Here is a 14,586-nt window from a genome sequence, read left to right as displayed (position 1 = left end):
AGTCAGCTCTCGCTGCCCGAAAGATCAACCCGCTCGACACCGCAGTACACGTTGAAGCGCCCGTCATCGTCACCTTCGCTGCGCACGAATCCACACAGGGTGATGCCGAGCCTTTGGGCAGTGTCGATCGCGAGGGAGGAGGGGGCACTCACGCACGCGATGAGACCGATGCCGGCCATCGCGGCCTTCTGCACGATTTCGAAGGAGGCACGTGAACTGACGAGAAGCACGGCGTCGTTGAGGGGCAGGCGATCCTCGAGGAGGGCCCAGCCGATCACTTTGTCGACGGCGTTGTGACGGCCGACGTCCTCACGAAGCACAAGGCGCTCACCCTCCGGAGTAAGGAGGGCTGCCGCGTGCACGCCGCCGGTTTTCGAGAACGCCGCCTGGCCGTCGCCTAGCTCGCGTTGCGCCCGAAGAAGGTTCGACGGCTGCATGGCAAACGTCGGAGCGAAATCGTGACGTACCCGCTGCGTCACCTGGTCGATTGAAGCCGAACCGCACACGCCACACGCGCTCGAGGTAAGGAACGGCTTCGTGATCACCGGGGCTGCTGTGATGGTGCGGGTGGTGAAATCCATGACGTTGTAGGTGTTGCGTTCGAAACCCGAGTCGTCTTCAACGACGGCGCCATCGCAGTAGCGAGCTTCGCGAATGTCATCGCGGTTCGTGATGTACCCCTCCGCATGAAGGAAACCGTGGATGAGTTCAACGTCGTGACCGGGGGTGCGCATCGTCATCGAGAGCTGCTGGCCGTTGAGGCGAATGTCGAGCGGCTCTTCGACGGCGACGCTATCGGGCCGCTCGGAGTGGTAAAGCTTGCCGTCGCGGATGCGTACGCGCGTGAGGCGCGTCGATGCTGTCACTCGTCCCATAGCACCTCAGCCTAACTCCATTCGTTCGCTGCAGCACGGCCTGTAATGTTGGGGCGTGACCGCGAAGGACTCCCCCTCGAAAGCTGCCGCTCTTGCACATGCGCTGCGCGGCTCGAAGTTCCTGATCGTGGGCGGCCTCGTCTTCTTCTTTGATGCGGCGATGTATAACGTCCTCGTGTTTTGGAGCCCGACGCACGGCTGGGACGAGGGGCTCATGCACGGCCAGCCGATCCTCGCCAAGATCCTCACGATCGCGACGGCCAGCTGCCTCACGTATCTCGGGAATCGCTTTTGGACGTACGGGGACCGTGACAAGCCGCAGACCGCGAAATCCATTCTCGCGTTCATCATCGTGAACGTGATCGCGAGCGCGCTGCAGCTCGGTTGCCTGGGGTTTTCCCGCTACGTCCTCGGGCTGGATTCGGCCTTCGCGGACAACGTGAGCGGCACGTTCATTGGCCAGGTGGTTTCCACGACGTTCCGGTACTTCACGTACGGGAAGTTCGTTTTTCCTGAGGCGGAGGGGTCCGACGCCACCTAGACTCGAGGTGAAGCATCTTTTGAAAGGCGTGGATCATGAACATTTCACGAAGTCGTGACGGATCTGAGCACGCTGCTCCGCGGTGGGCATGCGATGTAACGCGCGATCATGGGAAAGGGGCGCCGTCGGCGTCGGGCGAGTCGGTCATTCTTTCGCCGCATGCGATTCGCGTTCCGGGCCTTGCTCGAAATCAGAGCGAGGCGATTGAGGAGGCAGGCGATCTCCTCGTTGAACTCGAGGCGATCGATCCGGCGTATGTTGAGGCGATGCACGAGCGCGAGGACGCGGTGTCAACGTTTATGGGGTATGGCGTTGCGGTTCCCCATGCAACGAGCGAGGCAAAGAGCAATATTCACCGCACAGCGATGAGCGTCGTGAAGTATGACGAGCCGATTGCTTGGGGTGACAGCGGCGAGGAAAAGGTGTCGTTCGTTATCGCCATTGCGGGCATTGGCGATGAGCATCTGATGCTGCTTCAGGCAATCTCGCAGGTGTTTGCGGAGGAGGATCGCCGCCGGGCACTAGCTGAGGCAGAGGCGCCGCTCGAGGTTCTCGCGGTGTTTGATCCTGACTTCGAGGAGATTCGCGGGCTGTGAGGATGGCCCGCACGAGACGGTTCCAACAAGGTCACCTGCAGCGTCATTCGGTAGGGTGGCCTCACTAAAATTTTCCCGCTGGTGTTTGTCCATGTGGCATACCGGCTCGTCGAAAGGCACATCATGGCAGAACGCACCGTCAAGATTGCGGCCGCTTCCGGGCTCCATGCCCGCCCCGCCGCTATTTTCTCGAAGGCCGCGGGTGAACAGCCCGCGAAGGTCACGATCGAAAAGGTTGGCGGCGCGCCGATCGACGCCTCGTCAATTCTTATGCTTATGACTCTCGGCGCTGGCCACGGCGACGAGGTTGTTCTGCGTGCCGAGGGCGACGGAGCCGAAGAGTCGGTCAACAAGCTCGCGGAGCTTCTCGAGACGGATCTCGACGCGCAGGCCTAAGTACCAACTACACCTCTGTTGGCTGATGAAGGGGGCATGCCGAGCGGCATACCCCCTTCGCTTCATTCAGCCCGTTAGAGTCCGAGTTCCTCAATGATGGGGAGCTTCGCACGCACGGCCCGTTTGCCTTCGGCGGCGGTCGGTGAGCACACCGCGAGACGAGCGAGTTCGCGCGCATCCGCCAGCGACACGGTCGACAAGACTTTCGCGACTGCTGGCAGCGATCGAGGCGTCATTGACAGGGAGTTCACACCGAGCCCCACGAGGACGACCGCGAGCGCGGGGTCGCCTGCTGCCTCACCGCATACGCCCACGGGCTTGTTCGCGCCGTCGCCGAAGGCTTCCGGGTCGCCACCCGCGACCCGCGCACCCGTCGCCGTTGCGCCCACGAGCGCGAGGACGGCAGGCTGCCACGGATCGTTGAGCTGCGCGAGGGAGCCGAGCATGCGGTCGGCAGCCATCGTGTATTGCGTGAGGTCGTTCGTGCCAATCGAAGCAAAGTCGGCGACGCCCATCAGGTGATCGCTTGTGAGGGCCGCGCTCGGAGTTTCGACCATGATGCCGGCGCGCTCCACGCCAGCGGAGCGTGCCATCGACACGAAATCTTCGGTGTCCTCGAGTGTCGAGATCATCGGTGCCATGACCCACGGCTCAGCGCTCGTCTCGCAGCTCGCTTTTGCGATTGCCTTCAGCTGGTTCTCGAGCACCGAGCGCTTCTCCCACGAGGTGCGATAGGCCCGGACGCCAAGCGCGGGGTTCGGCTCGTCGGCATCGGTCAAAAACGGAAGCGGCTTGTCGGCACCCGCGTCGAGTGTACGGATCACGACCTTCCTACCCGGAAAGTGCCGAAGCACCCCCGCATACGCCTCGGCCTGCTCCTCGATACTCGGCTCCTCGTCGCGGTCGAGGAAGCAGAACTCGGTTCGGAAGAGACCCACGCCGTCAGCATTGGCCTCGGCGGCTAAAGCCGCGTCCTTTTCGCCGCCCACATTGGCGAGCAGTGGAACGCGGGTACCGTCGAAAAGCTCCGCACCCCCGCCGGAGTATGTGAGCGGGTTTTTCACGAGCTCGTACCAGGTGGCGGAGAGTTCCCGCTCTCGGTCGCCGAACTCACTGGTCACGGTGCCGGCGGCACCATCCACGTACACGACCGTTCCCGGCTCGATGCTCTCGACGCCTTTCGCGGCGACAACGGCAGGAATCCCAAGCTGGCGCGCGAGAATCGCGGTGTGCGACTGCGGCCCACCGTCGGAGGTGATAAGCGCCGAAACGATGGTCGGGTCGAGGGTTGCTGTGTCGGCGGGGGCGAGATCGATCGCGGCGAGTACGAAGCGCTCGGTCGAGAACGGGATGCCGGGCGCCTGTTCGCCGCGGAGGTGGGCGACGATGCGAGCGCGCACATCCTTAACGTCGGCAACGCGCTCGGCCATGTAGCCGCCGAGGCCCTCAAGCATCGTGGCGACCTGCTCGCCGGCTTCCCACACGGCGCGTTCGGCGCTCATACCGGCGGTGCGTACAAGCTGCTCCGCGCTCGTTGTGAGCGTTGGATCCGCCGCCATTTGCGCTGTCGCCTCGAGAACGGCTTTGCCGTCGCCACTCGCTCTTTCCGCGCGCGCTTCAAGATCTGCTTTGACCGCCGCAGCTGACTGTGAGATGCGAGCAGCCTCAGCCTCGCGCGCTTCACCCTCTGGGAGCGTCTTTCCGGCCTCGGGTTCGGTCACGGGAGGGGCCATAACCTTGACCGGATCGATCACGCGGCCGGCGCTTACGGCGACGCCTCGGTATGTCGTCACACTATCTCCCTCTTACGCCCTAGGCGGACGCGGTCTCTACTCTCTACTGGCGATGTCACCTCATCGTAATCACGCTGACGCGCCGCGCCCGCGCGATCACGGCACTTACAACATTCCAACCGCTCGGATTGGATCGCGGGGCCCAGTGCGACTACAATAGGGCCGCCGCATCGCGGCACTCGGCAACGACGCCCCTGTTGTTTAAAGGAGAACAGCAATGATCGCACGGAGGACTTTCCTCACTCTCACGTCCGCTGGTATTGCGCTTGGCGCGCTCGCAGCATGTTCCAACTCCTCCGGTGGCGGCTCCGCTGGAGGGGACGACTCTGTCGAGGTTTTCACGTGGTGGGCCCAAGGCTCGGAGAAAGCGGGCCTCGACGCTCTCGTCAAGGTATTCAACGAGCAAAACCCCAAGATTAAGTTCGTCAATGGCTCCGTCGCGGGTGGTGCGGGCAGTGCCGCAAAGGACATGCTCCAGTCGCGCTTGCAGACCAAGAATCCGCCTGACACTTTCCAGGCGCACGCGGGTGGCGAGCTGACCGATTACATCAATGCTGGCCAGATCGAAGACGTCTCTGGACTCTACGACGAGTTCGACCTGCGCAAGGCCTTCCCTGACAGTTTGGTCAAGCTCCTCACGGTGGATGGCAAGATCTATTCGGTGCCGTCCAACATTCACCGTTCGAACGTCGTGTGGGCATCAGCAGCCGTGCTCGAGAAGGCCGGGATCGACCCGAAGGCTGTCCCCGAGACGTTCGATGCCTGGCTCGCCGACCTCGAAAAGGCCAAGGCTGCGGGTGTCACCGCGCTTTCTCTCGCGGCACCGTGGACGCAGGTCAACCTGCTTGAAGCAGTGCTCATGTCCCACCTCGGCGCGGACGCCTACAACGGCCTGTTCGACGGCTCGACCGACTGGGCAGGTGCGGAAGTCGCCACTGCGATCGCGGCGTTCGAGAAGCTCGTGGGCTACACCAACTCCGACCGAGATTCGCTCGATTGGCCCGAAGCGACAGCCCTCGTGATCGACGAGAAGGCCGCCTACAACGTCATGGGCGACTGGGCCGTTGCAGCATTCCAGGAAGCCGGCAAGGAAGACATGAAGGACTATGTCTACTTCGAGGTGCCCTCGGCCGCCTCTGGCGACAAGATCTTCGGTTTCCTCGCGGACTCCTTCACCCTGCCTGTGGGCGCACCGCACGCCGACAACGCGAAGGCGTGGCTCAAGACCATCTCGTCCGTTGAAGGTCAGGAAGCCTTCAATCTCGCCAAGGGCTCGATCCCGGCGCGCACCGACGCTGATGTCTCGAAGTTCCCGGCGTATCAGCAGTCCGCGCTCGAGTCCTTCGCACACGACAAGATCTGCGCCTCGATCGCCCACGGTGCGGCAACTTCGGTCGCGTGGCTCAACGCCATTTCCGACGCAACGAGCAAGTTCACCTCCGGCGCGACCGACGCCAAGGCATTCCAGGCCGAGCTTGTTTCCGCTGCCGAATCGAACATGAAGAAGTAAGCTCCGCTTTCACATCGGTTTCGGGGCCGGGGATCTCATTTCCGACGCTCGCCCGGCCCCCACCGATGCCACTTCCACCCTAGGACCAGGCATGAAAAAGTATGCGGCGCCCCTGCTGCTCATCTCGCCTTCGCTCATTCTCGTGGGGATCTTCGTCTACGTGCTTATGGCGCAGAACGTGTGGACCTCTCTCACTGACAACCACACGGCAGCGCAAGCGAACGGCGTGCAACCCAGTAAGTTCGTTGGCCTCGATAACTACATCGCTCTTCTCTCGAGCCCCGATTTTCGCCACTCACTCATGAACCTCGTGATTTTCACGGTGGTGTTCTTGGGTGGCGCGATGATCACCGGGTTCGTGTGGGCGTGGCTTCTCGATCGCCCCATCAAAGGTGGTCGAGTGTTCCAAACCATCTACCTTTTCCCAATGGCTGTGTCCTTCGTGGCCTCGGGCGTGGTGTGGCGCTGGCTCCTCAACTCCAACCAGGGCGAGAGTGCAAGTGGGCTTAACCGCCTCTTTCAGATGGTGGGACTCGGCTTTCTCCAAAACCCTTGGTGGAACAACATCACGTGGGGCATCGCCGCGATTGCCCTTCCGGCGATTTGGCAGCTGAGCGGCTATGTCATGGCGCTTTTTCTCGCCGGCTTCCGCGGCGTTCCCGATGAGCTTCGCGAAGCGGGTCGCATGGACGGTGCGAGCGAGTGGCAAATCTACCGCCACGTGATCTTCCCGCAGCTCACCCCCATCATCATGAGCGCTCTCGTGATTATCGCGCACATGAGCCTCAAGAGCTTCGACCTCATCATGTCGATCTCGAAACCCTCGAACTACCAAACCAAGATCCCCGCCGTGGACATGTTCGTGTTTAAGTCGAGCTTCGACTACGCGAACGCGGCTGCCGTCGGCACGATTCTTCTCATCATCGTGGGCGTCCTCATCGTTCCTTATCTCATTCAGCAACACAGGGAGCGTCAGTCGTGAACACCTCCTCGGTTTCCCCGTGGCGGTTCGCCCGCCTCACCCTTCTCCTCATCGGCGTCGTCCTCGTCCTGATTCCCGTCTATGTCCTCATCGTCACGAGCTTCAAAACGAGCGGCGATGCCTCGGCCGCCCGCGCGTGGGCGCTGCCGAGCGAGTGGACGCTTGAGAACTGGGCGGAAGCCTGGGAAACGCTCTCGCCTGCGATGGGACGTTCGTTTGCGATGGTCATTCCCTCGACGATCATCTCCTCGGCTCTCGGGTGCATGAACGGCTTTGTGCTGTCTCGCTGGCGTTTCCCCGGGGCGGATGTCGTATTCACGTTCCTCCTGTTTGGCATGTTCCTGCCCTATCAGGCCGTGATGATCCCCCTGCTCTCGCTCGTGCTTGCTCTGCCCATCGACTCGGGCGTTCCCTCGCTTATTCTCGTGCACGTCGTGTTCGGTATCCCGATCTGCACGCTTATCTTCCGCAACTACTTCGAGACGGTTCCCGAGTCGCTCATCGAAGCCGCCAAGGTTGATGGCGCGGGGATGCTCCGCACGTTCTGGTCCGTTGCGCTGCCCATCTCGATTCCCGGTTTCGTGGTGGTCATGATCTGGCAGTTCACGAACGCGTGGAACGACTTCCTGTTCGCGGTGTTCTTCGCGACCCCGATGAACGGCCCGGTGACTCTCGCGCTCAACAACCTCGCCAACGGCGCGCTGCTAACCAACTACGGGGTGTCGATGGCGGGCGCACTTCTTGCTTCGGCTCCCACCCTCGTCGTGTACATCCTGCTGTCGAAGTACTTCATTTCGGGCATGATGAGCGGCTCCGTGAAGGGCTGAGAGCAGGGCCACCGCGAAAGAGTAGGCATCGCGGGTACGCGCGGGGACCGTCGGACCGCAACGGTCCTGGAAACTCACCCGCTCGTGCCCTAAAATGTCGAGGGCTGCACATGCAGGTCGTATGCCACCGGCCCCCTCGTTTTCTCATCTCATCGCAGGAGGCTCGCATGGCACGCACGCAAGGTTTTGATCCCGAAAAATACATCGAGCTGCAGTCGAAGCACATCGCCGAGCGGCGGGCCCAGATCGGCGGGAAGCTCTATCTCGAAATGGGCGGCAAGCTTTTCGACGACCTGCACGCTTCGAGGGTTCTTCCCGGGTTCACACCCGATAACAAGATCGCGATGCTCTACGAGCTGAAGGATGAGCTCGAGATCCTTATCGCCATCAACGCCCACGATATTGAACACGACAAGATGCGCGCCGACCTCGGCATCACGTATGAGGAGGACGTTCTGCGCCTCGTGGATGTGTTCCGCGAGCGCGGTTTCCTCGTCAACACGATCGTGCTCACGCAAATGGACGACCATAACGAGGCGGCGTCACAGTTTAAAACTCGCATGGAGCGACTCGGTTTGACGGTCGTGCGCCACCGCACGATCAAGGGCTACCCGGACCCAACCCTCGTCGTGTCCGAGGAGGGACTTGGTCAAAACGAGTGGGCAAAAACTGAACGCGACCTCATCATCGTGACGGCGCCGGGGCCTGGGTCGGGCAAGCTCGCGACGTGTCTGTCGCAGATTTATCACGACCACAAGCGCGGAATCGCCTCGAGCTACGCGAAATTCGAGACGTTCCCGATCTGGAACCTTCCGCTTGAGCATCCCGTGAACCTCGCCTATGAGGCGGCGACCGCGGATCTCGACGACGTCAACCTCATCGACCCGTTCCACCTCGAAACGTACGGCGAAAAGGCCGTCAACTACAACCGCGATATCGAAGCGTTCCCTCTGCTCAGAATCCTCCTCGAACGCATCCTCGGGCAGTGCCCTTACGCTTCTCCGACCGACATGGGCGTGAACATGGCCGGGTACGCGATCACCGACGACGACGCCTGCCGCGAGGCCGCGACGCAAGAGGTTGTGCGCCGCTACTTCAAGGCCCGTGTTTCCGAAAAAAAGCTCGAACTTCCCCCGCTCGAGTCGCAGCGCATCAAGCTCGTGATGGCGAAACTCGGCGTGGACGAAACGATTCGCCCCACAGTGAAGCCTGCTCTCGCCCTCGCCGAAAAAACCGGCGGGCCTGCTTCGTGCCTCGAGCTTTCCGACGGCACCCTCATTACAGGCAAGACCTCAGACCTGCTCGGTGCTTCCGCTGCCATGCTCCTCAACGCGCTCAAGCATCTCGCGGGGATTCCCGAGGATGCCCTTTTGCTGTCGCCCGAGTCGATCAAGCCGATCCAGACTCTCAAGGTGGACCACTTGGGCTCGCGCAATCCGCGCCTGCACACCGACGAAGTGCTCATCGCCCTATCGGTCTCCGCGGGGAGCGACAAGAATGCAGCCGCCGCGCTCGCGCAGATTAAGAACCTGCGTGGCTGCGACGTGCACACGACGACGATCCTCGGCTCCGTCGACGAGTCCGTTTTCCGCTCGCTCGGGGTTCTCGTCACGAGCGAGCCCGCCTTCGGCAAAAAGAGCCTTTTCCACAAATAGCGAGCAAATAGCTAGGTGGGCCGGCTCTCAAGCAGCCGGCCCACCTACGCCATCGCGTCCGTGTGCTCACATGGTGTTCACAATGAGCCCGATGTGGGTATAGAAGTTCATCGCGCCAAAAAGACCCCAAGCGATGCCAGCAAGTGCGAGGCTCCATCCTGCTACGACGGCAAGCGGCGTGAGCGCCCCCTTCTCGCGGATCTGTTTCGTGATGAATGGGAAACAGATCGCTCCAAAAGCCACGAGACAGAAGAGAACGGCCAGTGCGCCGTTTTCGAGCATAGGCATGCTTGCGAACGCACCCGAGATGGGCTCTTGTGGAGGTGCTGCAAAAAGCTGGTACACGAGACCCGCAAGTGCAATGCCAATCAATGCAAGGCCGAGGAGCACGGTGAAGAAGCCTACTGGGCTCGCAATGCGCGCGAGATGCACAAGAGGGTTCGGGGCGTCGAGGACGCTATCGCGGCGACGCCACAGGTAAAGTGAAGCGCCAAGAGCCAGTGCACCGAGCGGCAGGCAGGTTTCGCCGAAGACGATGTTGTCGAACGGAAAACCGCCCTCCGCGAGCGGCCATGTGAGAATCATGTGGAGGCCGGTCGTAAAAAGAATGAGCCCGAATACTCCAAAGGCAACGGCATAGCCGTCGAGAAAAGCGGCAAGCTCGCGGTACTCTTCTGTCCCTTCCGAAACTTCTTCGGTGCGCGAGAGCGTACTGCGTTTCGCTAACCCGCGTACGAATAGTACGAGCGCGAGAAGGGTGGCGCCAGCAGCGATGGCCATAATCGTGTTGTAAGTAGGCATCGACGACCAGTCGATGAGCCCGGGCGTACTTTCACCGGTGAAAAACGTGCCCATTGGACCTCCTTGGAGCGTTGATTTTGCTTAAAACTAGCATTCGCCTGCAGGTTTTTACCTAGAGACGTTGCGAACGAGCCGGCTGACCGGTCCAACAGGCGGCCATTGCTAAATATCGCGTCAAATATCAATGCTGACGAAGGTCTTCTGTACGGGCGGTGCAGGAGCAAAGGCGCTTTCATTTATTCTTATGGCATGCAACCACCATTGGGACAACCCAATCCCCCCTCTGCATCCCCGGAGCGCAAAAACAACACTCTCCTGTGGGTGCTACTTGGCTGCGGTGGCATGTTCGTTGCGCTCGCAGCACTCACTGTTGCCGGGCTTCTTGCCTTCATGTTCCTGGGCGATAGGGAAGAGCAAGCGTCGGACCCCTCCCCCGATACCTCAAGCTCCCAGGCTGTGTCCCCCAAATCCGGAGAACCCGAAACGGTGGGCGATACCCACCTTGCTTATTCCGAAGCCCGCGGGGAAGACCCGGATCACGATTACGTCGTGCGCGCCCGCTACGAAGATGAGAGCGGCGGCGGGTTCGAGATCGGGATCGAGAATGATACGGGCCGCACGTTTGAAGAGGACACCGCCGGCCTCATGAACCGGCAAGACATCGGGCCTTGGGTGTGCGGGACGCAGTACGAGATGAACGTCTGCATGGCCGACGACGAACGTGGAAGAGTTCTCCTCGTTCCGCTTGATACCGACGCCGACCTCAGCACCATTGCGGCCTGGGGTGAAGAGTTTATGGAGCAACTCAAATAGCCGAAGTAGATCTCGCCCCGCACACCGCGCCGTAGATTAACGGAAGCCCTAGTACTCCTTCGGTGTGATGTGTAATACTGACGAACGGCACAGCGTTACAGTCAGCTGCGCTATCCCTTGTGCGCGTGCGCACACCGCCCCACCCGATGAGGACCCCGCACATGTCGAACAACCAGTGGAATCAGGCTCCAATCAATCACGGTGCGGTGCAGGGGCAGCCCGCTATGGGATACCCGGGCGCTATGCCACAGCAAAAAAAGAGCAATACCGGCCTATGGGTCGGCTTCGGCTGCGGCTGCCTCTTGCTCCTCGCCCTCCTCATCGGTGTCATCGTGCTCGCAGTGATGCTCATGGGCGGGGACGATTCGAAGGAATCGAAAGACGGTGGCACGACGACATCGGCTGCAGCACCGGCACCAAATCCAGCGCCCGCCCCCAGCGGCGGCGACAGCACGGCATCAAATCCCGCTCCGGCTCCCAACGATGGTGGCAACGACCCAGGGCCTGCTCCCATGCCAGAACAGCCCTCGGGCGACAGCAGTTCAAATAAACCGCAACAAGTCGGCGACTACACACTCGCCGGTGTTGGAACAGGCAATACTGTCGGTGCGGATTACGTCGCTGCCTACAGCAACAGCGCAATGGACATGATCGAAGTGTCGGGCGCGGCAAATCCCACGCTCAGCCCCGAGGATGAAAAGAAAACCATCACTGACGGACAAGAAATCAACGGCTGGACGTGCGGGACCTTCCAAGGAGACCCGAGCCAAAACATTTGCGTGAAATCTTCCAACGGCACCGACGTCGTGAAGGTGATCGGCACGCCAGATGCCCAAACTCTCGCCAACTTCGGTGATCAGTTCATCGCAGCCGGAGGAGCGAGCTCATGACCCAATTCACGCCACACGGCGGCCACCTTCCCGGAATACCGACCGCAAAGAAGAGCAGGACCGGCCTGTGGGTTGGCCTCGGCTGCGGCTGCATCGTGCTGCTCGCCCTCATCGTCGGCGGCATCATCCTCGCGTTCGCGCTCATGAGCGGGAATGATTCGAAGGAATCGGGCGGCGACGACACGACCACGTCGTCTACAGCTCCCGACCCGAGCCCACAAGACGACGGCCAAAGCGATCCAGCGTCGGCACCACCAAGCGATGAGGGCGGGGACGAACGGACCTCGCAGCCCGCACCGACACCGGAACCCGAGCCCGACGACGGCTCCGGGCCAGTCGAAGCTCGGGGCGGCGAACCCCAAAAGATCGGAGACGCCGTTCTCGTCAACTCCGGGGAGCCCCACCAAGCCCCTCAAAACTTTGACTTCCATTCCGTGTACCAAATGCCCGACGGCACCCAGATCGAAGTTGGAGTCGGCAAGAACACCGACCGTAACGCTGAGAGCGTTGCGAAGACCCTCCCTAACCCCCAAAAAATCGGCAAATGGACATGCGCCGTGGAAGAGTCCAGCTCACTTACCGGCTGCATCACGCAAGACGCCACTCACGGCTACGTGGCGATTGGAGCCAAGACGCTCGCCCCCAACGAACTCGCAGCATGGGGCGACGAACTCCTTGGAGCGTTGAATGAACAACAATAATTGGCAGCAGACCCCCGATCCCCACGCAGAACCAACCGAGTACCAGGCTGGCAGCCCTTACCAAGCACCACAGGGCGGCACTCCAATGACCCAACCGGGCCCGGTACCCCCGGAAAAGAAAAACAGGATGGTTCTGTGGGTCGCGATCGGGATGGGCGTCGCATTCGTGCTCCTTCTCATCGCCGGTGGAGTTCTCGCCTTCATGCTCATGAACAACAAAGACAAGGAAGCGTCGGACTCTAAAGACGACACGACCACGAGCGCACCCGCGCCCGCCCCGAACCCCAAGGCTCCCGTGAGTGATGGCGGTGGGGATAACCCTGTACCTAACCCCAACCCGGCTCCAGCACCTGGTCCGAACCCAGCGCCGCAGCCGAACCCCAACCCGGCTCCGAATCCAGACCCGAATCCCGGACCTCAACCTGCACCGGCCCCAGGGCCCAACGGTCCTGACCCTGGCCCCCAGCCGGCGCCGGGACCGAACGGGCCGGATCCCGCCCCGGGCTCGAATCCCAGCGGCGGCTATACTCCCCCGGATCAAGTGGGAGATTTCAAAGTCGACGAAAGCCAACCGAAACTAGATTTCGGTGATGTTGAGAAGGTGTACTCCTCACCAAACAGCTCTGCGATCTTCTGGGTCGAGGTATTCCACGATACCGAGAGCGGTCGACTCTTTGTCCAAGATCTTGACGCGACCGGAAAACAGATCGGCAACTGGAAATGCCAAGAAGACGCCTTCGTAGAGAACGGCGGCGACTGTTACGCCCAGGGCCCTGGCGGCGCGATCGTGCTCATTATGGCCTCCAATGTGAAAGACCTCAACGAGATCGCCCAGTTCGGCGATCAGCTTGCGACCGCGCCACACTAAAGCACCCGAACGGGAGCACACACAGCGTGGGGGTGAGATGTGCGAGCCAAGGCAAAGACGCCGAGGTGCATTCCGTAAGCAAAAGCTCGTCAGGATCCTCCCGCCTGCGTTTTTCAACCCCTGGTGCTCTCACCGCAATTTTGAGATAGGCAACTCTAGGTTTCCATCGATGTGATGTGTAATACTGACTGGCGCCTGCGCCTACATTGGCGTCTGCGACACGTCCCGTCCGCTTCTCGCACCTTCGCGACCCAGCACAGCAGGAAGACATCGAACATGAGCAACCCCGAGTGGCAGCCAGGAGCTGCTTCGAGTGCAAATCCGAACGGCAACCAAGGCTACGACCAGCAGCCCTCATACGATCAGGGCAATTTTCAAGGGCAATACAACCAGCCCGCGGGATACCCCGGCGGCGGTATGCCTCCACAGAAGAGGAGCAAGACTGGACTGTGGGTTGGAATCGGCTGCGGTGTTCTCCTCCTGCTCGCTCTCCTGGTCGGTGGAGGCGTCCTCGCGTTCACGCTCCTCAATGGCGACGACAAAAAAGAGGTTCCCGCCTCAGAAGTGAGCTCCGCGGAAAAGGACCTCAAGGGCAAGGACGACAAGGGGAACACGAATAACAACGGGGGTTCAGCTCCTGCTCCGAACCCCGCGCCCGGTGGAAACAGCAGCGACAGCCCTCAACCTGACGACGTCAAGAATATCCCCCAGCCGATGCCCCAACCTGGCACCGGGGGCAACGACCCGCAACCCGGGGACGGCGGCAATAGCCCTCAGCCGGGACAAGGCGGTGGAGACGCTCCGCAGCCCGGCGGTGGAGGCGGAGTGGCATCGGGGAACCTTCCTCAACAGGTTGGCTCGACAAGCCTCGACCCCTCGTTCGGCGATGCCGGAATCGGCGACGTTGGCGGAACCTACGTCTCTCAGGATATGACTCTTGTCTATATCGCTTCGATCATCAATGACAAAGACACCCAAGACATGTTCACAAAGTACGGAAGTGGAGAAAAGAAGACCGTAGGCAGCTGGACATGCGAATCCAAAACCACGAATAGTCATACGTGCTACAAACAGAACTCTTCCGGCGCACTCGTCTATATCATCGGTGCAAACGCCGGAGCGCTGAGTCCCGAAGACGTTACCGCCTGGGGCGACGAGTTCATTTCGAAGATGGGATAGACATTCTCGCCTGGACTTCCCACTCCTCAAAAACGACAACAAAAGTGCAAGAACCCTTCGTAAGGTAATTGCAAACTACTCAGCGGCTCCGCCAGCGCATTTAGCCCATGCCATCCCGCCCGAAAGCGGCGATGATCTCGATAAAGGCGAAAACCTCGC

General features: G+C 61.1%; 15 protein-coding genes. 12 read left to right on the top strand and 3 right to left on the bottom strand.

Going from position 1 to position 14,586, the window contains the following annotated elements; translation table 11 throughout:
- Nucleotides 1-2: 2 nt before the first annotated feature.
- Nucleotides 3-875, bottom strand: coding sequence for a formate dehydrogenase accessory sulfurtransferase FdhD (fdhD, locus tag HMPREF1484_RS03940; RefSeq protein ID WP_016663725.1), 873 nt, complete (start codon nt 873-875; stop codon nt 3-5).
- A 55-nt stretch (nt 876-930) separates the two neighbouring features.
- Between fdhD and HMPREF1484_RS03935 the strand changes: the two genes are divergently transcribed.
- From HMPREF1484_RS03935 to HMPREF1484_RS03925, 3 genes are all read left to right on the top strand, one after another.
- On the top strand, nt 931-1,416 hold the full coding sequence (locus HMPREF1484_RS03935; protein ID WP_016663724.1) for a GtrA family protein: 486 nt from the start codon (nt 931-933) through the stop codon (nt 1,414-1,416).
- 35 nt (nt 1,417-1,451) lie between these two features.
- Entirely contained in the window at nt 1,452-2,012 is a 561-nt protein-coding gene (locus HMPREF1484_RS03930; RefSeq protein WP_016663723.1) for a PTS sugar transporter subunit IIA, read from the top strand.
- Nucleotides 2,013-2,135: 123 nt separating this feature from the next.
- Nucleotides 2,136-2,408 carry an HPr family phosphocarrier protein gene (locus HMPREF1484_RS03925; protein ID WP_016663722.1) on the top strand — a complete coding sequence of 91 codons (273 nt, stop codon included), beginning with the start codon at nt 2,136-2,138 and terminating at the stop codon, nt 2,406-2,408.
- Nucleotides 2,409-2,482: 74 nt separating this feature from the next.
- Here the strand turns inward: HMPREF1484_RS03925 and ptsP are convergent, their stop codons facing one another.
- Nucleotides 2,483-4,201 (bottom strand): phosphoenolpyruvate--protein phosphotransferase, encoded by a 1,719-nt coding sequence (gene ptsP, locus HMPREF1484_RS03920; RefSeq protein WP_016663721.1) that lies wholly within the window; start codon nt 4,199-4,201, stop codon nt 2,483-2,485.
- Nucleotides 4,202-4,418: 217 nt separating this feature from the next.
- Between ptsP and HMPREF1484_RS03915 the strand changes: the two genes are divergently transcribed.
- The 4 genes from HMPREF1484_RS03915 (at nt 4,419) to HMPREF1484_RS03900 (ending at nt 9,175) form a co-directional block, all read left to right on the top strand.
- Complete coding sequence (locus HMPREF1484_RS03915) at nt 4,419-5,711, top strand: ABC transporter substrate-binding protein (protein ID WP_016663720.1); 1,293 nt, start codon at nt 4,419-4,421, stop codon at nt 5,709-5,711.
- A gap of 91 nt (nt 5,712-5,802) precedes the next feature.
- Entirely contained in the window at nt 5,803-6,693 is an 891-nt protein-coding gene (locus tag HMPREF1484_RS03910; protein ID WP_016663719.1) for a carbohydrate ABC transporter permease, read from the top strand.
- Nucleotides 6,690-7,520, top strand: a complete 831-nt coding sequence (locus tag HMPREF1484_RS03905) for a carbohydrate ABC transporter permease (protein WP_016663718.1) — start codon at nt 6,690-6,692, stop codon at nt 7,518-7,520. The genes HMPREF1484_RS03910 and HMPREF1484_RS03905 overlap by 4 nt, the downstream gene beginning before the upstream one ends.
- Before the next feature lie 167 nt (nt 7,521-7,687).
- Complete coding sequence (locus tag HMPREF1484_RS03900) at nt 7,688-9,175, top strand: DUF1846 domain-containing protein (protein WP_016663717.1); 1,488 nt, start codon at nt 7,688-7,690, stop codon at nt 9,173-9,175.
- A 66-nt stretch (nt 9,176-9,241) separates the two neighbouring features.
- On the opposite strand, the gene HMPREF1484_RS03895 is transcribed toward HMPREF1484_RS03900, so the two are convergent.
- Nucleotides 9,242-10,030: a DUF981 family protein gene (locus tag HMPREF1484_RS03895; protein WP_016663716.1), complete on the bottom strand. Its 789-nt coding sequence runs from the start codon at nt 10,028-10,030 to the stop codon at nt 9,242-9,244.
- A 288-nt stretch (nt 10,031-10,318) separates the two neighbouring features.
- Between HMPREF1484_RS03895 and HMPREF1484_RS03890 the strand changes: the two genes are divergently transcribed.
- The 5 genes from HMPREF1484_RS03890 (at nt 10,319) to HMPREF1484_RS03870 (ending at nt 14,427) form a co-directional block, all read left to right on the top strand.
- On the top strand, nt 10,319-10,789 hold the full coding sequence (locus tag HMPREF1484_RS03890) for a hypothetical protein (protein ID WP_040386434.1): 471 nt from the start codon (nt 10,319-10,321) through the stop codon (nt 10,787-10,789).
- 161 nt (nt 10,790-10,950) lie between these two features.
- Nucleotides 10,951-11,679, top strand: coding sequence for a hypothetical protein (locus HMPREF1484_RS03885; protein WP_016663714.1), 729 nt, complete (start codon nt 10,951-10,953; stop codon nt 11,677-11,679).
- Nucleotides 11,676-12,380: a hypothetical protein gene (locus HMPREF1484_RS03880; protein WP_016663713.1), complete on the top strand. Its 705-nt coding sequence runs from the start codon at nt 11,676-11,678 to the stop codon at nt 12,378-12,380. The genes HMPREF1484_RS03885 and HMPREF1484_RS03880 overlap by 4 nt, the downstream gene beginning before the upstream one ends.
- Nucleotides 12,367-13,248 (top strand): hypothetical protein, encoded by an 882-nt coding sequence (locus HMPREF1484_RS11520; protein ID WP_016663712.1) that lies wholly within the window; start codon nt 12,367-12,369, stop codon nt 13,246-13,248. Before HMPREF1484_RS03880 ends, HMPREF1484_RS11520 begins: the two co-directional genes overlap by 14 nt.
- Before the next feature lie 276 nt (nt 13,249-13,524).
- Nucleotides 13,525-14,427: a hypothetical protein gene (locus HMPREF1484_RS03870; protein WP_016663711.1), complete on the top strand. Its 903-nt coding sequence runs from the start codon at nt 13,525-13,527 to the stop codon at nt 14,425-14,427.
- Nucleotides 14,428-14,586 lie beyond the last annotated feature (159 nt).

The sequence above is a fragment of the Dermabacter sp. HFH0086 genome (assembly GCF_000413375.1).
Lineage (GTDB): Bacteria > Actinomycetota > Actinomycetes > Actinomycetales > Dermabacteraceae > Dermabacter > Dermabacter hominis.
Note: the sequence above shows the minus strand (reverse complement) of the source record. Positions and strands in the feature narration are given on the sequence as shown.